This window comes from Streptococcus pseudopneumoniae IS7493 (genome assembly GCF_000221985.1).
Classification (GTDB): domain Bacteria; phylum Bacillota; class Bacilli; order Lactobacillales; family Streptococcaceae; genus Streptococcus; species Streptococcus pseudopneumoniae.
In genome coordinates, this window is the sequence record NC_015875.1 from 1,370,556 (window position 1) to 1,390,809 (window position 20,254).

Sequence of the window (20,254 nt, forward strand, 5' to 3'; positions counted from 1 at the left end):
ACAAGAAGCAGGCATGAGCCCACCTCTACTTAGCATTCTTTTTCATTATAGCCAAAGTCAGCTAAATCCAGCTTTTTATCGCGCCAGTTTTTCTTGACCTTGACCCAGGTTTCTAGGAAGACCTTGTCTCCTAGCATGAGTTCGATATCACGACGGGCCATGCTACCGATTTTCTTAAGCATAGCGCCACCTTTACCGATGATAATCCCTTTTTGGCTATCACGCTCGACCATGATGGTTGCACGGATATGAACCTTGTCTGTCTCTTCGTCTCGTTTCATAGAATCCACTACTACTGCGACAGAATGCGGAATCTCTTCACGAGTTAGGTGCAAGACTTTCTCACGAACCATCTCTGAAACCAAGAAACGCTCTGGATGGTCTGTGATTTGGTCAGCTGGGAAATATTGGAATCCTTCATCCAGATTTTCACTCAAAATATCCACTAGACGAGAGACGTTATTTCCTTGAAGAGCTGAGATTGGAACGATTTCCTTAAAGTCCATTTGGTTACGGAAATCATCGATCTGAGATAAAAGCTGGTCTGGGTGAACCTTATCGATTTTATTCACCACCAAAATCACAGGAACCTTAGCAGCCTTGAGACGCTCGATAATCATGTCGTCTCCCTTACCACGCGCTTCATCAGCAGGCACCATGAAAAGGACGGTATCCACTTCGCGAAGGGTACTGTAGGCAGACTCAACCATGAAATCTCCGAGAGCTGTTTTAGGCTTGTGAATTCCTGGCGTATCGATAAAGACGATTTGCTCTTTATCAGTCGTGTAAATTCCCATAATTTTGTTGCGCGTTGTCTGCGCCTTGTCACTCATGATGGCAATCTTTTGCCCCATGACATGATTTAAAAAAGTTGACTTCCCAACATTGGGACGTCCTAAAATGGCTACAAAACCTGATTTAAAAGTCATAATTTCCTCTTACTGTTTAAAATAATAAATCCCAGATTCGTGGGAGAAAAATTAATGCGCCTGTTAAGGCTGCGAAAAGAGAAACCACTAATACCGCGCCAGCCGCCATATCCTTGGCATTTTTAGCCAGCATGGAAAAGTGATAGTGACTGGCCAAATCCACCACATTTTCAATAGCAGAGTTGATAATCTCAAAGGCTACTACCAAGAAAATGCTCAATAGGAGAAAGAGCCATTCGATTCGTGACACCTGAAAAACAAAACCTGCAAGGATGACCACTAGAGCCGTCACTGCGTGTTTTCGCATATTGCGTTCTTCCTTGATAGCAGTAAAAATACCTGTCAAAGCAAATTCTAAACTGGATATCAGGTCACGATTTTTCCATTTTCGTTTATTGTCTTGTGAGTCCATAGGCTGTCAAAATTTCTTCTTGTAAACCGAACATCTCCGCTTCTTCTTCCGGAGTGTAGTGATCATAGCCGTTAATATGTAAAAAGCCGTGTACTGCCAAGAAGCCCATCTCACGCTCAAAGCTGTGACCATATTCTTCGGCCTGCTCATGAGCCTTATCGATAGAGATGAACAATTCCCCAATATAGGCATCAAACTCAGACATCATCTCTGTCAATTCTGGATTTTCAAGCAAATCCTCTTCGTCAAAGGCAATTTCCAATTCTGGTTTATACTCAAGGCTAATGACATCTGTCGGACGGTCGGTGTCACGGTACTCCAGATTAAGTTCATGACTACGCTCATTGGTCACAAAAGTGACTGCCATCTCCTTGTCTTCTTTTCCTAATTTTTGGGCTGCAAATTCCAAAATTTCTTGGGTTTGTTGCAACATTTCTTTTGAAACTTGACCAGTTTCATCTACCATTTCAATATACATGTGCTTCTCGTTTCTCTTTACTTGGCTTTATTATACCACATTTCCATGATTTTATTCTACCTTTTTGATATAATACTATGGAATACAATCACAAGGAGAGAACGATGTCATTTGATGGATTTTTTTTACACCACATAGTTGAGGAATTGCGAAGCGAATTAGTGAATGGTCGCATCCAGAAAATCAATCAGCCTTTTGAACAAGAGTTGGTCTTGCAAATCCGCAGCAATCGCCAAAGTCACCGCCTGCTCCTTTCTGCCCATCCCGTTTTTGGACGCATTCAGCTGACCCAAACGACTTTTGAAAATCCAGCCCAACCTTCTACCTTTATCATGGTTTTGAGAAAGTATTTACAGGGGGCCCTGATTGAGTCGATTGAGCAGGTGGAAAATGACCGTATTGTGGAAATGACAGTTTCCAATAAAAACGAGATTGGAGACCATATCCAGGCTACCCTGATTATCGAGATTATGGGGAAACACAGTAATATTCTACTGGTTGATAAAAGTAGCCACAAAATTCTCGAAGTCATTAAACACGTTGGTTTTTCACAAAATAGCTACCGCACCTTGCTTCCTGGATCGACCTATATCGCTCCGCCAAGTACGGAATCTCTCAATCCTTTTACTATCAAGGACGAGAAACTCTTTGAAATCCTGCAAACACAGGAAACGACAGCTAAAAATCTTCAAAGCCTCTTTCAAGGTCTGGGACGCGATACGGCAAATGAATTGGAAAGGATTCTGGTTAGTGATAAACTGTCTACTTTCCGTACCTTTTTCCATCAAGAAACCCAGCCATGCTTGACTGAGACATCCTTCAGTCCAATTCCTTTTAAAAATCAAGTAGGAGAGCCTTTTACCAGTCTTTCTGATTTGCTGGACACCTACTATAAGGATAAGGCTGAGCGCGACCGTGTCAAACAGCAAGCCAGTGAACTCATTCGTCGTGTTGAAAATGAACTTCAGAAAAACCGACACAAACTCAAAAAACAGGAAAAAGAATTACTGGCGACAGACAATGCTGAAGAATTTCGTCAAAAAGGGGAATTGCTGACAACCTTCCTCCACCAAGTGCCTAACGACCAAGATCAGGTTATCCTAGACAACTATTACACCAATCAACCCATCACAATTGCCCTTGATAAGGCCTTGACTCCCAACCAGAATGCCCAACGCTATTTTAAACGGTATCAGAAACTCAAAGAAGCTGTCAAATACTTGACTGATCTGATTGAGGAAACTAAGGCAACCATTCTCTATCTGGAAAGTGTGGAGACCGTCCTTAACCAAGCTGGGCTGGAAGAAATCGCTGAAATCCGTGAAGAATTGATTCAAACAGGTTTTATCCGCAGAAGACAACGGGAGAAAATCCAGAAACGCAAAAAACCAGAACAGTATCTAGCAAGCGATGGCAAAACCATCATCTATGTCGGCCGAAACAACCTACAAAACGAGGAGCTAACCTTTAAAATGGCCCGCAAAGAGGAACTTTGGTTCCATGCCAAGGACATTCCTGGAAGCCACGTTGTCATCTCAGGCAATCTTGACCCATCTGATGAAGTCAAGACAGAAGCAGCAGAACTAGCTGCCTACTTCTCTCAAGGTCGCCTGTCAAATCTGGTGCAGGTAGATATGATTGAAATCAAGAAACTCAACAAACCAACTGGTGGAAAACCCGGCTTTGTCACCTACACAGGACAAAAGACCCTCCGTGTCACACCAGACCCAGAAAAAATCGCATCCATGAAAAAATCCTGATTTTACTTAAAATCAGGATTTTTAACATACTATTCACTCAAATCATATCCAATTATAGGACTAATCTTTGCCACCTAGTTTCTCATTGATTTTCATCATCACACTAGCAATTTTTTCACCCCAATAAGGGTCTGAGGCATATTCTACATTCATACCAGACGCCTTGTTTCCAAGGAAAGTTCTTCCCCTATCGATATAATTTTCCTTAATCCACTTGGTTGCACCTAAAATTCCCTTATCCACATCATCAAATGTCTTAGCAGAAAGGTAAGGGGTCGTATCATAGGCTGTAATGCCAAAGAAATTATTCTTATCTTTGGCAATTTTACTTCTTCCCCAGTCACTTTCTAGGGCACTATGGGCAAGGAGATAAAGGGCATTGATATGGTAATGTTCTTCGGCTTCCTTAAAAGTAGCGCCCTTGTTCTCCAAAAGGCTATTGTTAATGTTTAGCAAACTAAATACCTTATCCAATTCTTCAGCACTGTAGTTGGTAGCCTCTGTTAAATCTTTGAAAAGGAAGGGATTCTCAAGCTTAAAACCATCAAAATGCAGGCCATCTGCCGAATAATATTTCTTGCCTACTTCCATATCAGAAAGATGAGCAGCTACTGGGATACTAGCATTCTGAGCCACATAGTGATAAAAACGGTGGCCATCACTCTCATAATAAGGGATAAAGTCCTTACTGGCATCTAGCGCTTGTAAATCTTCTGTTTTCATATAGCCTGACAAACCAGAAATAGTAATAGCCAGGCGCTTGTCATCACTTTTTCTATCCTTATCTAGCCAAACAACACTAGCTTGCGATATATAGGAGAGCTTTTCACCATCTGCATTATAGATATTTGCTGTGACTGGTACTACTTGATAATAAGCAGCATTTTCATTTGTAGCTTTTTCTCCACGCCATTTACCATCGCTTCCAAGCTGATAACCATCTACTGTCTCATTTTTCGCCATGTAGCCACCGGATTTGAAGTAGTACCAGGCTTGACTTTTAGAATCGTAGACCCATTCTTTTTTAGCCATTTTGCCATCAGACTTGAGGTAAAACCATGACTCCTTATCCCAAATCCATTCATTGGCTGCCATGTAGCCACCAGATTTGAAGTAGTACCAAGCTTGACTTTTAGAATCGTAGACCCATTCTTTCTCAGCTATTTTACCATCAGATTTGAGGTAAAACCATGACTCTTTATCCCAAATCCATTCATTTGCTGCCATATAGCCACCTGATTTTAGATAATAATAGTGACCATTTTCGAAAATCCATTCTTTGTCAGCATGATTTCCATTTTCTTTGATGTAAAACCAAGATTGATATTGTTTGTCAAAAAGCCAACCTTGCTGTACTTTGGCGCCAGTGGCATTCACATAAGCCTGGTCAATCCACTGACTTGTTAGTAAATAACCACCAGATTTAAAATAATAGTCCTTCCCCTTGATTTGGAGCCATTCTTTCTCTGCGTGCTGGCCATCTGCTTTTATATAAAACCAAGAGTCGTATTGAGAATCATAGACCCAGTCTTCTATTACCTTAGCACCTGATGCACCGACATAGGAAGCTCCTAGCCAAGCATTTCTTTTCATCTTTCCATCTTGGTCAAGATAGTAGAGGACTCCCTTGTCTTCTACCCATTCTGACTTGGCCATATAGCCACCAGATTTTAGATAAAAATAGTCGTCACCTTGTTTCAGCCATTCATTTTCAGCATAGTTGGCATCTGCTTTTATATAAAACCAAGATTGATAATGAGTATCAAAAACCCACTCATTGGCTGCTTGACTGCCATCTTCTTTCAGATACTGTTTTCCTTGCCAAGTACCATCACTAGCCATTGCACCCTCTGGACTAGCTAAGAAAAATAGCAGAGCTAAAAAAATAAATCTTACTTTCTTCATTAACCTTCTTCCTCTGTTCTTATTTATTTTATTGTACCAAAATTCTCCTAAATTCATATTACAAACTAATAAAAAATCAAGAACAGATTGATTGCAGGTTACCTCAGAGACTCTTTTACTTCCTGACGGAGTTCTTCCAGACTGCTAATACCGTATTTATCCATGACTTTTGGTAAATTTTCGATGATGTCAGGGCAGGCATAAGGATTGGTAAAGTTAGCTGTTCCAACTCCGATAGCAGATGCCCCAGCCAGATACATTTCTAGGGCAGCTTCAGCCGAATCCACTCCCCCCATTCCAATGATAGGCAGGTCTGTTGTTTGGGCTACTTGGCGGATGAGTTTGAGGGCTACTGGAAAGACTGCTGGACCTGACATTCCACCTGTTCCATTGGCCAAGATTGGTTTTCTGGTTTTGAGGTCAAAGCGCATTCCAACCAGAGTATTGATCATGGTCAAGCCACTTGCTCCCGCATCTTCTGCAGCTTTTGCGACAGTAACGATATCGGTCACACTCGGGGTTAATTTGACATAAACTGGCACTTCTGAGGCTTCCACAGCTGCTTTCACCACATCATAAGCCAAATCTGGATCTTGACCAATCAAAAGTCCATGATTACAGTGGTCAACATTGGGACAAGAAATATTGAGCTCGATAGCTTTTACATTAGTTGCCTTGGAAATCCCATGAGAAACAGCTGCATACTCTTGTTTTGAAAAACCAGCTACATTGGCAATAATAGGAAGATTTGGATATTCTCTTTCCAGCCAAGGTAGCTTTTCAGCCAAAACAACCTCTAAACCAGGATTTTGCAAGCCAATTGCATTGAGCATACCAGCAGGCGTCTCTGCCACTCTTGGAGTTGGATTCCCAAAACGTGGTTCAAGGGTTGTCGCCTTGATCATAATAGAACCTAAAAGGTCTAAATCATAGTACTTGGCATACTCTTGTCCAAAGCCAAAACAGCCTGATGCTGGAATAATCGGATTTTTCAAATCCAAACCAGGTAGAGACACTTGTAATCGATTTGTAGTCATAATTTTCTCCTTATAATACAACTGTTCCTGTGCGGAAAACAGGACCATCTTCACAGACGCGTTGGCTGACCGTCTCGCTTTCTGGTACTTTTAGAACACAGGCATAGCAAGCTCCCATCCCACAAGCCATACGAGATTCCAGAGATAGATAGGCTCTTGGGTGATCATCAAAGGTTTGATTGATATACTTCATCATTCCTGGAGCCCCACACGAGTAAACAGCATCAAACTGACTATCTAAATCATTGATAACAACGGAAACATTTCCCTTGATGCCATAAGAACCATCATCTGTCGTTACAAAGACCTGACCATACTGAGCCAATTCCGTTTTCAAAATAACAGCATCCTTATTAGCAAAACCGAGGACTGTCACTACTTTCACTCCACGTCCATGCAATTCCTTGGCCACCTCAAGCAAGGGTGGAACACCAATCCCACCACCAACAAGGAGAACCTGATTCTGCTCATCAAGGTCAGACAAGTCAAAACCATTTCCCTGAGGCCCCATCACATCAAGAGTGTCTCCCTGACTTAAGGTTGAAAAAATTGCAGTCCCAGCTCCCTCAATCCGATAAATGAGGTGACACTGCTTGTTTACCTTGTCAATAGACGAAATTGAAATAGGACGACGTAAGAGATGGGCATCGTCCGGTACACGCAGATGAAGAAATTGGCCTGCTCGCATGGCTTCAACCATTTCTCCTTCTAGGACTAATTCAAAGATTGCTGGCGCGATTTCCTCTTGTGCAACCACCTTCATGGTTTCCAACCGAATGACACCCAAACGCTTCTTACATGTGGGATTCATAACTTTTCCTCCTTAAATTTTAAGGGGACCAGATAAAGAAAAGACCTTGCTAGTGCAAGGCCTCAGTTAAAATCGTACAACACAAGAGAGCACATTCAAAAAGTCTCCTCTAGAAAATTGCACTATTCTTTTATCTGACACCTTGTGAGTCTCTCTGGACTCCCCTTAAAGGTTGAATTTTTATTAGTATACTCTTTCAGCTAAAAAAAGTCAAGTAGAAAAGGAACATTCTACTTAACTTGCACGAAATTATTTTTCACGAATGACTTCGACCTTGTAGCCATCAGGGTCTTTGACAAAGTAATAGTTTGGTGTAGTTCCTGGTAGACCATTTGGCTCAGTCACTTCATAGCCTTTTGCACTGTGCTCTTGATGAAGTGCCTCAAGATCAGGTGTACTGAGGGCGATATGGGCAAACCCATCACCAACCACATACGGACCGTGATCGTAGTTATAAGTCAACTCCAACTCATAGTCATCACCCTCAAGACCTAGATAGACAATCGTGAAGGCATGGTCTGGAAAATCTCTGCGACGCAATTCTTTAAAACCAAAAGCATCTTGATAAAATGCGATTGATTTTTCAAGATTTTCTACTCGTAAGCAAGTGTGTAGCATTTTTGAAGCCATATCTTTCTCCTTTATTTTTAAAAAGACTGGACAATCCTGTTCCAGTCTCATCAGTTGTTATTTACCAAGTTTTGCTTTAGCTGCATCTGCAAGAGCTGTGAAAGCTACTGCATCGTTAACAGCCAAGTCAGCAAGCATTTTACGGTTAACTTCGATCTCAGCCAATTTCAAACCATGCATCAATTGTGAGTATGAAAGTCCGTTCATACGAGCTGCCGCGTTGATACGAGTGATCCACAATTTGCGGAAGTCACGTTTTTTCTGACGACGATCACGGTATGCATAGTAGTAAGAGTTCATTACTTGTTCTTTTGCAGTACGGAACAAGATGTGTTTAGCTCCATAGTAACCTTTTGCTAATTTAAGAATACGTTTACGACGTTTGCGTGATACAACGCCACCTTTAACACGTGCCATGTTTTATTTCCTCCAAATATTTCCTAGAATTATTTACTTACAGTCAAGCTATTATTTCAAGCGAGTAAGCATTGCTTTGATACGTTTGTAATCTCCTGAATGCACCATAGATGCTTTACGAAGATGACGACGTTGTTTCTTAGTTTTTCCGTGGAAACGGTGAGAAGTGTAAGCACGGAAACGTTTAAGTCCACCAGAACCTGTACGTTTGAAACGTTTAGCTGATGCGCGGTGTGTTTTTTGTTTTGGCATGATTTTTTCTCCTTTATTTAACTTTCTGACAATTATTTTTTGTCAGTCGCTGGCGCCAATTGCATGAACATTTGACGTCCATCCATTTTAGCACGTTGTTCGATGATGGCAATATCTTGAGTTGCTTCAGCAAACTCGGCTAAAACTTTTGCACCAATCTCTTTATGGGTAATCATACGACCCTTAAAGCGAATAGATACCTTAACTTTATTTCCTTTTTCAAGGAACTTACGTGCATTACGAAGTTTTGTATCAAAGTCACCCTTGTCAATTGTTGGACTTAGACGAACTTCTTTCACAGTAACAACGCTTTGTTTTTTACGTTGTTCTTTTTGCTTCTTCTGGTACTCAAATTTGAACTTACCGTAGTCCATAATTTTTGCAACAGGCGGTTTGGCTTGGGGTTGAATCAATACTAGGTCAACATTAGCGTTATCAGCCAAAGCTTGCGCTTCACTGAGTGGCTTGATGCCTAGCTGTTCTCCCTCAAGACCAATCAAGCGAACTTCACGTACACGAATCTCATCATTGATGAATAAGTCTTGCTTTGCTATGGTTTTCACCTCTTTTGTTTTATTAGAGAAAAACAATAGCGGACTCGTAAATATACAAGCCCGCACGTTATGATAGCGTTTCTTCGAAACTTTTCATCCGTAGGGCCAGGCAACTTAATGTCACAAGGCGAGAAGCTCTCACTTCTGCTTTTCTCAACTTTTATATGATACCAAGTTTTCTAGCTCTTGTCAAGATAAAAAGTTATTTTTTGAAAAGTTTGTGTTTGTATTTTGGTTTGGTTTTCGAATCAAAAAGAGAGAATCAAGTTGATTCCCTCTCTATGTTAGTTTTTACTTATTTTCCCTACCTATAGGAAAGCTAGAATCTATTAAAAACTTCCCTTTTACGTGAATTTCCCCATCTTTCGATAAATAAAATCCCCACTAACAAAAGGATAATCAAGTAAGGAAGTAAAACTAGCCCCATGCTCCAATTTAGATTGACATTATCAATCTGCTTAGGTAATCTTCCAGATAAAATCTCCACTGAACGCAAGTAAGTAAAGGGAATCAGATGTGCAATCCTTTGAAGAGGCTGAATGGTTTGGATGCCAAACAATAAGCCAACAATCCCAATGAGTGAAAGAAAAAGGACAGGCATTTTTTGCTTGAAAAAGTAAGCAATCAAATACACGACTTCCACAATGACGATAAAGGCTAAGAAAGCTAAGAACAAGCCAGGAAATAACACATCTTGTATCTTTCCAATAGTTACCTCTTGATTCGCTAAGCTATAAATTGGGTAGGGATAATCTAACTGTCCAAAACCACTTATCAGACTTCCCGCTAGAAAAGAAAATCCACAGATTCCGATAAACAGCACAGTTACATAGCTCACTCCAACTCCAAGAGAGGATAAAGCAAATGTCACTTTTGAAAAAGGATATAACTGAGCTGTGTCCAGATGATTTTGATATCTTTCTGCAAATAGTTGCGTTAGCATAAAAATAATAGCAACCACAAACAAGCTTGGGATGATAGCCTCTAAAATCCAGACAATCTGGTCAATCCCGTGGGTCGGAAACTCCAAAGTATGTGCTTTTATGTTCAAGGGATACAGGGCTTGGTAAATCTTTCGTTGGCGGTCAACCGCCATTTTAAAGTCAGAGCTAGCAGTCGGTTCATTTGACATAACTTCATAATTCTTCTCTTCATCTTGCCACTGCAAATAATAGGCTTCTTTCCATCGTCCTTCTTTTAGTAAATTCAAAATTTCTTTCTTTTGCGTTAAAAAATTTTTTTGCAAGTCTAAATTACTTTTAACACTCTGGTATTCCTCCGAGCTGGTGTCAGACATTTGGGAAAGCTTCACTTCATTTTCATTGATGATTCTCTCATATTTTACAACACTGGTTTCCAACTCGCTCTCCAAGCTGTGTGAGTTTGCAGTCTGACTATTTAAATAAAAGGTAACACCGAGTACAGATGCAAATAAAAGTAAGATGAACCAGTTTAAACGACTTTTGAAAACTTTCTTTAATAAAAATAGGCTAATATCTTTCATAACGGAACCTCTTCTATCTGCCCCTGATGAATGGTTATTACTCTATCGCAGACATCAACCAACTCTTCCTTATAGTGGGAACTTAAAAGAACCAGCTGTTCTTGTCTATCGATTTGTGCTAGCCTATCAAAAAACTTCTGTCGATAATACTCATCTAAGCCATTTGTAATCTCATCCATAAGCCAGCATTTGGCCTGACTGAGGAAATACATGGCAATCACCAAGCGTTGCTTCATGCCTAAGGAATACTTGCGAATGGGAAGGCTGACATAGTCCGACATTTCCCAATAGGCAATTTCATCCCTCAAGTTCAGACCTGACTTCCAGATGTTTTTGATAAGACGAAGGTAGTCCATCCCACTTAAGTTTCCATCCAGCCATTCAACGCTCTCATAATAAAATAAAGAAGGAGGAGCTGCGATATGTCCACTACTTATGGGAATTAAGTTGCTAATGGTGCGGAACAGGGTCGTCTTTCCAGAGCCATTGATAGCAAGAACGCCATAAATACTGCCCTTTTCAAAGGTGAAATCTACATCTTGTAAGATGACTTGTCGCGTTTTTAAGGTCACATGAGTAAGCTGTAACATATCCAGTCCTCCTTTTTCTCACTCTTTAAGGATCAATAGCCTCCTTTGTAATGGTTTACTACCTCATAACGATCGTAGTTCCAGCCTCCGCCAACTTTATACTCAGAATAGCTATAATAACGAGACCATTCCGGAATGACAATATATCCATATCTGTGGTAATTCATACTAGACCTATAGTAGGTATTCCAATCATAGCGATAACTTTTAAGAACGGTCTTAGCAGATACACTAGACTGAAGAAGACCAATAGATTATAAACTAACTAATTAAACGATTTTTGCTAATTTTTAATGATTTTATATCATCAATATCGAAGACGCTTTCATTATATCGTTTTTATCATTATTATGCAACAGATTTTTAGTTTATTTTACTACTAGACTTCTGCAAAACTAGAATCCTAGTTCATGATTGATAATGCCAGCAATCGAATTCATTCGTAATCCGAAGCGTTTACGATGATTTCGATAGGTTGTTGAAAACATTTTAAACGTTTTTACTGTGGCAAAAATATTCTCAACCTTGCTGCTCTCCTTAGATAGTGCATGGTTACAGGCTTTGTCTTCAAGAGTTAATGGCTTAAGTTTACTTGATTTCCTCGGAGTTTGTGCTTGAGGATATATCTTCATGAGTCCTTGATAAGCACTGTCAGCCAAGATTTTACCAGCTTGTCCGATATTTCTGCGACTCATTTTGAACAACTTCATATCATGACAATAGTTCACAGTGATCTCCAAAGAAACAATTCTCCCTTGGCTTGTGACAATCGCCTGAGCCTTCATAGCGCGGCATTTCTTTTTACCAGAATCATTCGCTAATTGTTTTTTAAGGCGATGGATTTTTACTTCCGTCGCATCAATCATTACCGTGTCCTCAGAACTGAGAGGAGTTCTTGAAATCGTAAAACCACTTTGAACAAGAGTTACTTCAACCCATTGACTCCGATGGGTTAAGTTGCTTTCGTGGATACCAAGATCAGCCGCAATTTCTTCATAAGTGCGGTATTCTCGCACATATTGAAGAGTGGCCATAAGAAGGTCTTCTAGGCTTAATTTGAGTTTTCGTCCCCCTTTTGCGTGTTTACCTTGATAAGCTGTTTTTAATACAGCTAACATCTCTTCAAAAGTCGTGCGCTGAACACCAACCAGGAGCTTAAATCGTGCATCAGTTAGTTGTTTACTTGCTTCATAATTCATAGAACTATTCTACCATATATTGTTTCGCAGGAAGTCTAATCAAACAGGATATCCTGTTGAAACGGAACTAGCGAGTCTAACAATCATCTCTGATAAATCAGTCGATGGCGAAATCTGAACGACTCGACTCTTTGGAGAAAGACATGCTTCTATCCTCTGGCAAGTCGAAAGTTTTGAGGGCATCGAAGCCATCCTCATCGATAAAGAAGGTCACCTAAGCTGTTCTTCAGGAATTCCTACTCTATAGAGACAACTGTTTCAATGGAGTTTTAAAATTGTATTATGTAAAAAGAGAAAGGAAATCTCATGTTATAGTCATTTAGTTTTAAAAAAGAAAGAATACATATTATGAATTTGGATCATCAAGACTACGACCATGTAATCCTTTTTCACGTTGTACCTGACGTAGTTTTTCTGGTGTAACATCATTACCTTCTTCGTCCACAATTTTGATTCCCTCAATGTGGTGACGAACAGAGCGACGATAACCTTCAATGTACTCCTCACGTAGTTTAGCTTGTTCCACTTTTTCTTCTGATGTCAAGCCTTCTGCTTTTTTCTTTTTGGCAAGCTCATTGATACGATCAATTTTTTTAGGATCCATGTTTCTCTCCTTTATGATAAGATTTAATCCGTTTAACAGATTTTATTTGGTATTGATTTGGTTAAAACGTGCAAGTTTAGCTGCTTTCTTGGTTAATTGAGACAAGATTGCCAAACGATTTTGACGGACTGCTTCATTTTCAGCCATAACCATGGTATTCTCAAAGAATGCATCAATGACTGGGCTAAGAGCAAAGAGCTGTTTCAATTGCTGACTGGCAGTCCCTGACAAAACGAGTGATTCTACTGCTTCTGCCAAGGTTTTCTCTTCTTCATTCTCAAAGAGAGCTGAATCAACTGTGGCTACTCCTTCTGCCTTCTCAGTCAAGTTAAAGGCACGAGAGAGTGATTCAACGGATGGTTTGAAGTCTTCTTCCTTGCTTGCTTCTACGAGAGCACTTGCTGCTTCCAACATATCTGCCACAACAAAGTTTGATCCTGCAAGAACGGCTTCCTTAATGTCTTTTGGAGTAGAACCCATCATCTTATCAACACGAGCCTTGATAAAGTTCATAACCTCTGTCTTATTTTCATAAGTCAAGCTGTCAAATGTTAAAGCATAAAGGCTATCAATCAGCTCGTCCATAGCAATGTGCCAACCAAAGGCATCCAATATACGAACTACACCTTGCGTCGCACGACGAAGGGCATAAGGGTCATTAGAACCTGATGGAATCAAACCTACTGAGAAGAAACTCAAAATCGTATCCAATTTATCTGCAATAGCAAGCACTGCACCAACCTTGCTCTCTGGAAGTTCTCCTTCAGCTGATGTAGGCATGTAGTGTTCACGAATAGCAGTTGCCACTGCTGGAGTTTCACCAGCAAGAAGGGCATATTTCTCACCCATAATTCCTTGGAGCTCGTCAAATTCACCAACCATACCTGTCAACAAGTCAAACTTGTAAATTGCTGCTGCACGGGCTAGGTCAACTGTTTCATCCGCTGACAAGCCTGCTTTTTCTGCCAAGAGAATAGCAATCTGACCCGTACGAATCATGTGTTCACGAAGGGAACCAATCTTCTCATGGAAGGTCACATTGTTTAATTTTTCAACAAGATCTGAAATGACCAATTTTTGATCTTCACGCCAGAAGAATTCACCATCTTCTAAGCGAGCGACCAAGACTTTTTCATTTCCTTTGATAACATTTTCCAAATGCTCTGCATTTCCATTACGAACAGAAATGAAGTTTGGCAATAGTTTACCGTCTTGATCACGGACAACAAAGTAACGTTGGTGTTCCTTCATTGAAGTCACCAAAACTTCTTCTGGAACTTCAAGATATTTAGCATCAAAACTTCCCATAAAGGCAGTTGGGTATTCAACCAAGTTCAAGACTTCATTCAGCAAATCAGCGTCAATCTCGATACCTACACCACGCTCAGCTTCGATTGTCTTGATTTGGTCAACAATCATTTGCTCACGTTCACGTGGATCTGCAATTACATACTGTGCACGAAGGTCTTCTTCATAGCTCAATGCTGACTGAATCTTAGTTTCTTGTCCCAAGAAACGATGGCCACGGCTCACACGCCCTCCCTTGATATCAAGGAAATCCAAATCAAACTCTTCTTCATCTAAAAGAACAGTTAAAGTGTGAACAGGGCGGATGTATTCAAAGGTGTTGTTAGCCCAGTGCATGCTGACAGGGAAAGTCAAGGACTTCAAGACATCTACAACACCAGGAACAATGGCTTCAACTGCTTGACCAATTTCTTCCTTGGTAACATAGACATATTCTTCACCCTTGATTTCACGGAATTCGATATCTTCAACAGTCAAGCCTTTCCCACGGACAAATCCTTGAGCTGCTTTGGTGAAGTTTCCATCACTATCCAATGCAATTTTCTTTGCTGGCCCCTTAAAATCTTCTGTCAAATCAGACTGTTTGTCTGCAAGACCAGTTAAACGAACAGCCAAACGACGTGGTGTTGAGAAGGTCTGAATAGCTTCAAAAGACAAGCGGTTTTCCTTGAGAAAGGCTGCCATTTTTTCGCCTAGTTGTTTTTCACTTGGTGTGACAACATAGGCTGGTAATTCTTCAAGACCGAGTTCTACTAATAAGTTTTTTGTCATGTTTTTTCTCCGAAAAATATCTTTTTATTTTCCAGTTTGCCTTATGTGATTGGTACGCAAGCAACCAACTTCGTTGTTTCATTGCTAAAATTGGAGCCAAAAGTCTCCAATTTTGCCTAGTATCCTTAGTTTCACTAAGGATACCTTCATCACTGCTGCAACTGGTTCAGGGCTCACACTGTTCGCCCATTTTCGTAATTTGTCACTTTCTTTATTCCGCGTCTTCTGCTAAGAGTTTAACTCGTGTTGCTTCATCTAAAAGTGGGTAACCTAGGCGTTTGCGTTCTGCGACAAAGGTTTTGGCTACGACACGGGCCAAGTTACGGATACGAGCGATATAGCCTGCGCGCTCTGTTACAGATACGGCACCACGCGCATCAAGCAGGTTAAAGGTATGTGAACATTTGAGAACATAGTCATAGGCAGGGTGAACTAAGCCTTCTTCTGATGCACGACCAGCTTCTTTTTCAAACTTATCAAAATTTTCAAGCAACATTTCTTGATCTGAAATTTCAAATGAATATTTTGAGTGTTCGTACTCAGGCTGGATAAAGATTTCTCCGTATTTTACACCATCGGCCCACTCAATATCATAGACAGAATCCACTTCCTGAATATAAGAAGCCAAGCGCTCCAAACCATAGGTAACTTCCGCAGTCACAGGGCCGGTTGCCAATCCACCGACTTGTTGGAAATAAGTGAACTGGGTGATTTCCATCCCATCAAGCCAAACTTCCCAACCGAGACCTGCAGATCCAGTCGATGGATTTTCCCAGTTATCCTCAACGAAACGAATATCGTGCTCCAAAGGATTGATTCCCAATTTTTCCAAAGACTCAAGGTAAAGTTCCTGGATGTTTGATGGAGATGGCTTCATTACCACCTGGAATTGGTGGTGTTGGTAGAGACGGTTAGGATTTTCCCCATAACGACCGTCAGCAGGACGACGTGATGGCTCTACATAAGCCGCATTCCATGGCTCAGGTCCGATAGCTCGAAGGAAAGTGTAAGGACTCATGGTTCCCGCACCTTTTTCATTATCATAAGCCTGCATGAGCATACAACCTTGGTCATTCCAAAATTGTTGCAAAGTCAAAATAATTTCTTGAAATGTTAATTTCTTAGACATTGAATACTCCTTAATAAAAAATGATTTCTTGCGACACGAGTCTGCCTCGTCGATTATACGAGGCAAGACGAGTTAGTACTGCGTCTAGCTCAGGCACTCTAGTGCTGAGCGTGGGGCAGTCCGACTGAAGGAGGTTTCTGCCACTGACGCAGTGGAAAGTCAATTTTTTAGACATTGTTTACTCCTTTTTATATAAATTACTTGCGACACGAGTCTGCCTCGTCGATCATACGAGGCAAGACGAGTTAGTACTGCGTCTAGCTCAGACACTCTAGTGCTGAGCGTGGAGCAGCCCGACTGTAAGGAGGTCTCTGCCACTGACGCAGTAAAATGTTAATTTCTTAGACATTGTTTACTCCTTTAGTTTTTATATTTCTTTTTCAATTATTTTCTGCTGAACAAACCAATTTAACAAGGGAAGAGTTTTATCTGTATTTGCCCATAAATGATAAGAATCGAAGACCGCTTGTACACTACCTAGATTTTCTACCAACTTATCTATTGTCAAAAAACTACGCCAGTATTCGTAAAAAATACTTGCATAGTTCTTATCATAAGTCGAAGAACCAAAATCATTCAATGAATGCCAACCATACTTCTTCTGAAAAAGTTCTACGAGAGATTGATTACAAATTTTTTCCGCTTGAAATTCCTCTTCTGTCAAGAAATACTTGCGACTAATATATTCAACCATCCCCTCTTCGAACCAGATATAAGAGTCGTAACCATCAAAATCATCTAAAAAATGTTCCGACCAATGAGCTAACTCATGTCCTACAATCTGTAAGAGAAAATTTTCAGATAAAGAATGATAGTGACTTTCTATTGCTTGAGTTTGCTCAGAACACTCGTAGTCCATCAACTGATACAAATACAACTCTTTCCAAACAGCTAAATCAGGCGTCATAACCATTCTTCTATTATTTGTATAGGCTGGAACAGCGCTTTCCCTAATAATCTGTGTAGCAGCATTAAAATCTGACCAAATAACGGCTTGCGGTAAATCACAGACTGCAAGTTCATTCTTTAAAAAAGATTGATAATCTTTCAACTTTTCAGTATTTCTTACTACAAAATCACGAAATGTAGCTAGTTGACTATCGTCTTTTACAAGATAAAGATTTTCCACGTCTCTCCTTTCTTTCACACAATAGACTGAATAAGCAAAAGAACCGCGTCCGACAATCCTAGGTTGATTTAACCTAGGGGCGTCAGAAACGCGGTTCCACCCTAATTTATTACTTCATTGTTTTTGAAAATACTACAGAAAGCGCCAGCACTTTATTTTGCCCTACTTGGCTCCCACTATCCCAAGCTCGCTTGAAGAACGCCATAAGACTTTCTTTCCTGCTGACTATTATATCAAAAATTAGAACAATGTACAATTCTTTTTATGATTTTCTAAAAATCCACATCATCAACTCGTGGAGCACCAGAATGAACAGCAATCGCTTTTAAGGTTTCACGCTCCTCATGGCTCAATTCAATTCCAAAGCAATCAAGATTAGCCTGAATACGAGAGGCTGTGACAGATTTTGGAAGTGGTAGAAATCCTTCTGCCAAGCTCCAGGCCAAGGCTATCTGAGCAACAAACTTTCCATGATTTGCTGCGATTTCTTGGACTTCCTTACTATCAAATAGTTCTCCCTGACCAAAAGGGCCCCAAGCTTCCAATAAAATTCCTTTTTCTCGACAGTAATCTACGACTTCCTCTTGATACACACCTGGCGCCAAGCGAACTTGATTGACCGCTGGAAGAATTTTTGCTGTTTCAAACAAGGCATCCAAATGATGGGGAAGAAAATTGCTAACGCCGATAGCACGGATCTTGCCTTCTTGATAGAGGTCTTCCATCGCTCTCCAGACCTCAGCATTTCGGATTTTCCATGCGTCATTTTCTCTAAGCGGTTTTGGATTTGGCCAATGAATCAAATACAGATCCAAATAATCCAAGCCCAACTTCGCTAAAGACTCTGCAAAAGCCTGACGAGCTTGCTCATAGGTTTGTTGGCTATTCCACAGCTTGGTAGTTACGAACAATTCCTCTCGTGGAACTCCGCTATCTTTGATTGCTTGACCAACACTTTCTTCATTCTGATAAATCGCCGCCGTATCAATATGACGATAACCAGCCTTCAAGGCTTCTAACACTGCACGATAGGCTTCTTCTCCATCCTTAGCCTTAAAAGTTCCAAATCCTAGAACTGGAATTTCTACTCCATTATTTAATTGATAGGTATTCATATGCTTCTCCTTCTATTTTATTTATCATTTATAGCATAATTTTTTTGCTAATTAGTACTATCTTTTGTAAAAAATAAGTCTATCACATATCTGACAGAACCTATTTTTTCTTGCTTATTCATCACGGCTATAATACAGTTCATGAGGTTTTAGGCGAGTATTGAGCATCTCTGGTATGGTCACAAAGGTATAACCCTGATTTTTCAAATACTCAATGACCCTTGGCAAGGCATTGACTGTCGGACTGTGAATATCATGCATCAGAACGATAGAGCCGTTAGCTACTTGATGCTGAATTTCTGTCAAAATAGATGCTTCATTTTTACTCTTCCAGTCCAGACTATCCACATCCCACATGATAAAGCTCAAATCGAGGCTATTGCGAATGTCGTCTGTAATGGCTCCATAAGGCGGACGCATGAGTTTTGAACTAGAACCCAGCGCCTTAGTTAGCGCATCCTCAGTATCAGTAATTTGTTTTTTAGCTTCATCAAGAGAGAGTTGCGAGAGAATCGGATGGCTCCAACTATGGTTTCCAACAACATGACCTTCAGATTTTATCCTTTTCACCAAGTCCTCATTCCCAGAAACATTTTTCCCAAGCACAAAGAAAGTGGCTTTAACACCATATTTAGCTAGAGTCTCTAATACCTGCGGAGTCGTTGCTGGATTTGGACCATCATCAAAGGTTAGAGCGACAACTTTTTGATGTTTCTTATCAAAATAAGACTGGTACAAGGCCGCATCTTTTTCGAGTAAGTACGAAGATTGGATAACATCAAAGAAAGTAGATACTGGTAAGGCTATCTCTTCTAAATTTTCAACCGCAGGACTCGGATAAAGGATAATCTGACTATCCTTATAATCAAAATTCCATGCAGATAAGTCTTGGTCGGAGAAACCTTTAACAATCTGATCACTCTGGTCTTGCTCCAATTTCTTATCCTGTAAGAAGGAAGTCAATTCTTTTATCAGCTGTTCCTTGGCCTTACTAGCATCTGAAAACAGTTGGTCAAGTGTAAAAGGTTGCCCATCTTCTGTTAAGTGAACCTTTCCTAGGCTGGTCTTTTCAGTCTCTTCAACCTTAAAATCAACTAAATCATAGATTTGTTTCGTCGCATTACGATTGACGACTCCCTTTAAACCTGACTCTTCTTGCTCTGTATAGTAGAAAACAAGATTGTCCTTACTTTCTAGCTTGTCCTTAATATCTTGATTTATCAGCTCCTTAACAGACGAAATCACTTGCTCCCCTTGGAGAGGATAATAGGTAATCACTTCGGTTTGTCCCTTACGAAAATGCTCCTTCTGATTTCCCTCACTCAATTGATCGTCTTTCTCTTTTTTGAGCGATTCAATCTTTTGCTCAAAGCTTTTTTGCTGATACATTTTAAAAACAATAAATCCGCCTAATAGGCAAATAGAAATTGCTAAAATACCAATCAAAGCCAATAATATATGTCTCTTTTTCCCGTGTCTGCCACGTCCCAGTCTACTTTTATTCATGTTTATATCATAACAAATTTAAGCAATAATTTCAATGATACAGTTTGGCAATCCACAATTCCTCTAGCAAGCCAAAGCATCTCACATCAACTAGATCAGCCCTATCTATAGGAACCATCTAGTTTTCTATCTATGGAATTTCTAGTAGATTGAAGCTAGAATAGACACCGTCACTTCTAAAAACATTCTGAGAAATTGATTTATTTTTCCCAGT

The 20,254-nt window shown here is 40.3% G+C and carries 21 protein-coding genes, 1 pseudogene and 1 other annotated feature; of the genes and pseudogenes, 2 read left to right on the forward strand and 20 right to left on the reverse strand.

What is annotated here, in order from left to right; all coding sequences use genetic code 11:
- Positions 1 to 29: 29 nt before the first annotated feature.
- Genes era through ybeY form a run of 3 tightly spaced genes read right to left on the reverse strand, consistent with a single transcriptional unit; the run spans position 30 to position 1,819 of the window.
- Entirely contained in the window at positions 30 to 929 is a 900-nt protein-coding gene (era, locus tag SPPN_RS07045) for a GTPase Era (protein WP_000143257.1), read from the reverse strand.
- A 16-nt stretch (positions 930 to 945) separates the two neighbouring features.
- The gene (locus SPPN_RS07050) at positions 946 to 1,341 is read right to left on the reverse strand and encodes a diacylglycerol kinase family protein (protein ID WP_000378166.1); all 396 of its coding nucleotides are present in this window, start codon (positions 1,339 to 1,341) and stop codon (positions 946 to 948) included.
- The gene (ybeY, locus tag SPPN_RS07055) at positions 1,322 to 1,819 is read right to left on the reverse strand and encodes an rRNA maturation RNase YbeY (protein ID WP_000275158.1); all 498 of its coding nucleotides are present in this window, start codon (positions 1,817 to 1,819) and stop codon (positions 1,322 to 1,324) included. Before ybeY ends, SPPN_RS07050 begins: the two co-directional genes overlap by 20 nt.
- Positions 1,820 to 1,923: 104 nt before the next feature.
- Between ybeY and pavA the strand changes: the two genes are divergently transcribed.
- On the forward strand, positions 1,924 to 3,579 hold the full coding sequence (gene pavA / locus SPPN_RS07060) for an Rqc2 family fibronectin-binding protein PavA (protein WP_000006710.1): 1,656 nt from the start codon (positions 1,924 to 1,926) through the stop codon (positions 3,577 to 3,579).
- Between the two features lie 60 nt (positions 3,580 to 3,639).
- On the opposite strand, the gene SPPN_RS07065 is transcribed toward pavA, so the two are convergent.
- The 11 genes from SPPN_RS07065 to SPPN_RS12175 form a co-directional block, all read right to left on the reverse strand.
- A complete protein-coding gene (locus SPPN_RS07065) occupies positions 3,640 to 5,541 on the reverse strand; it encodes a glucosaminidase domain-containing protein (RefSeq protein WP_080564675.1) in 1,902 nt (633 codons plus the stop codon).
- Between the two features lie 41 nt (positions 5,542 to 5,582).
- Positions 5,583 to 6,521 carry a dihydroorotate dehydrogenase gene (locus SPPN_RS07070; RefSeq protein ID WP_000210693.1) on the reverse strand — a complete coding sequence of 313 codons (939 nt, stop codon included), beginning with the start codon at positions 6,519 to 6,521 and terminating at the stop codon, positions 5,583 to 5,585.
- A gap of 10 nt (positions 6,522 to 6,531) precedes the next feature.
- Positions 6,532 to 7,332 (reverse strand): dihydroorotate dehydrogenase electron transfer subunit, encoded by an 801-nt coding sequence (locus SPPN_RS07075; protein WP_001070107.1) that lies wholly within the window; start codon positions 7,330 to 7,332, stop codon positions 6,532 to 6,534.
- A gap of 249 nt (positions 7,333 to 7,581) precedes the next feature.
- Positions 7,582 to 7,962 (reverse strand): lactoylglutathione lyase, encoded by a 381-nt coding sequence (gene gloA, locus SPPN_RS07080; RefSeq protein ID WP_000157154.1) that lies wholly within the window; start codon positions 7,960 to 7,962, stop codon positions 7,582 to 7,584.
- 57 nt (positions 7,963 to 8,019) lie between these two features.
- Positions 8,020 to 8,379, reverse strand: coding sequence for a 50S ribosomal protein L20 (gene rplT, locus SPPN_RS07085; protein ID WP_000124836.1), 360 nt, complete (start codon positions 8,377 to 8,379; stop codon positions 8,020 to 8,022).
- Between the two features lie 51 nt (positions 8,380 to 8,430).
- Positions 8,431 to 8,631 carry a 50S ribosomal protein L35 gene (gene rpmI, locus SPPN_RS07090; protein ID WP_001125943.1) on the reverse strand — a complete coding sequence of 67 codons (201 nt, stop codon included), beginning with the start codon at positions 8,629 to 8,631 and terminating at the stop codon, positions 8,431 to 8,433.
- A gap of 32 nt (positions 8,632 to 8,663) precedes the next feature.
- Complete coding sequence (infC, locus tag SPPN_RS07095; RefSeq protein ID WP_000848180.1) at positions 8,664 to 9,194, reverse strand: translation initiation factor IF-3; 531 nt, start codon at positions 9,192 to 9,194, stop codon at positions 8,664 to 8,666.
- A gap of 15 nt (positions 9,195 to 9,209) precedes the next feature.
- Positions 9,210 to 9,341, reverse strand: a sequence feature (ribosomal protein L20 leader region).
- A 163-nt stretch (positions 9,342 to 9,504) separates the two neighbouring features.
- Positions 9,505 to 10,689 carry a hypothetical protein gene (locus SPPN_RS07100; protein WP_000652059.1) on the reverse strand — a complete coding sequence of 395 codons (1,185 nt, stop codon included), beginning with the start codon at positions 10,687 to 10,689 and terminating at the stop codon, positions 9,505 to 9,507.
- The gene (locus tag SPPN_RS07105) at positions 10,686 to 11,279 is read right to left on the reverse strand and encodes an ABC transporter ATP-binding protein (RefSeq protein ID WP_000939894.1); all 594 of its coding nucleotides are present in this window, start codon (positions 11,277 to 11,279) and stop codon (positions 10,686 to 10,688) included. Before SPPN_RS07105 ends, SPPN_RS07100 begins: the two co-directional genes overlap by 4 nt.
- A gap of 32 nt (positions 11,280 to 11,311) precedes the next feature.
- Complete coding sequence (locus SPPN_RS07110) at positions 11,312 to 11,530, reverse strand: hypothetical protein (protein ID WP_044012184.1); 219 nt, start codon at positions 11,528 to 11,530, stop codon at positions 11,312 to 11,314.
- Positions 11,531 to 11,674: 144 nt separating this feature from the next.
- Complete coding sequence (locus tag SPPN_RS12175) at positions 11,675 to 12,478, reverse strand: IS5 family transposase (RefSeq protein ID WP_001105159.1); 804 nt, start codon at positions 12,476 to 12,478, stop codon at positions 11,675 to 11,677.
- Positions 12,479 to 12,515: 37 nt separating this feature from the next.
- Here SPPN_RS12175 and SPPN_RS12180 point away from each other — a divergent pair.
- Positions 12,516 to 12,725: pseudogene (locus SPPN_RS12180) on the forward strand (FAD:protein FMN transferase); the annotation flags it as partial.
- A gap of 99 nt (positions 12,726 to 12,824) precedes the next feature.
- On the opposite strand, the gene SPPN_RS07125 reads toward SPPN_RS12180, so the two are convergent.
- From SPPN_RS07125 to pgdA, 6 genes are all read right to left on the reverse strand, one after another.
- Positions 12,825 to 13,082 (reverse strand): DUF896 family protein, encoded by a 258-nt coding sequence (locus SPPN_RS07125; protein WP_000371298.1) that lies wholly within the window; start codon positions 13,080 to 13,082, stop codon positions 12,825 to 12,827.
- A 42-nt stretch (positions 13,083 to 13,124) separates the two neighbouring features.
- Positions 13,125 to 15,161 carry a glycine--tRNA ligase subunit beta gene (gene glyS / locus SPPN_RS07130; RefSeq protein WP_000164732.1) on the reverse strand — a complete coding sequence of 679 codons (2,037 nt, stop codon included), beginning with the start codon at positions 15,159 to 15,161 and terminating at the stop codon, positions 13,125 to 13,127.
- A 211-nt stretch (positions 15,162 to 15,372) separates the two neighbouring features.
- A complete protein-coding gene (gene glyQ, locus SPPN_RS07135; protein ID WP_000038740.1) occupies positions 15,373 to 16,290 on the reverse strand; it encodes a glycine--tRNA ligase subunit alpha in 918 nt (305 codons plus the stop codon).
- A gap of 367 nt (positions 16,291 to 16,657) precedes the next feature.
- Entirely contained in the window at positions 16,658 to 17,419 is a 762-nt protein-coding gene (locus SPPN_RS07140; protein ID WP_000429570.1) for a hypothetical protein, read from the reverse strand.
- Positions 17,420 to 17,691: 272 nt separating this feature from the next.
- Positions 17,692 to 18,534 (reverse strand): aldo/keto reductase, encoded by an 843-nt coding sequence (locus SPPN_RS07145; RefSeq protein WP_001099666.1) that lies wholly within the window; start codon positions 18,532 to 18,534, stop codon positions 17,692 to 17,694.
- A 114-nt stretch (positions 18,535 to 18,648) separates the two neighbouring features.
- Positions 18,649 to 20,040, reverse strand: coding sequence for a peptidoglycan-N-acetylglucosamine deacetylase PgdA (gene pgdA, locus SPPN_RS07150; RefSeq protein ID WP_049779895.1), 1,392 nt, complete (start codon positions 20,038 to 20,040; stop codon positions 18,649 to 18,651).
- Positions 20,041 to 20,254 lie beyond the last annotated feature (214 nt).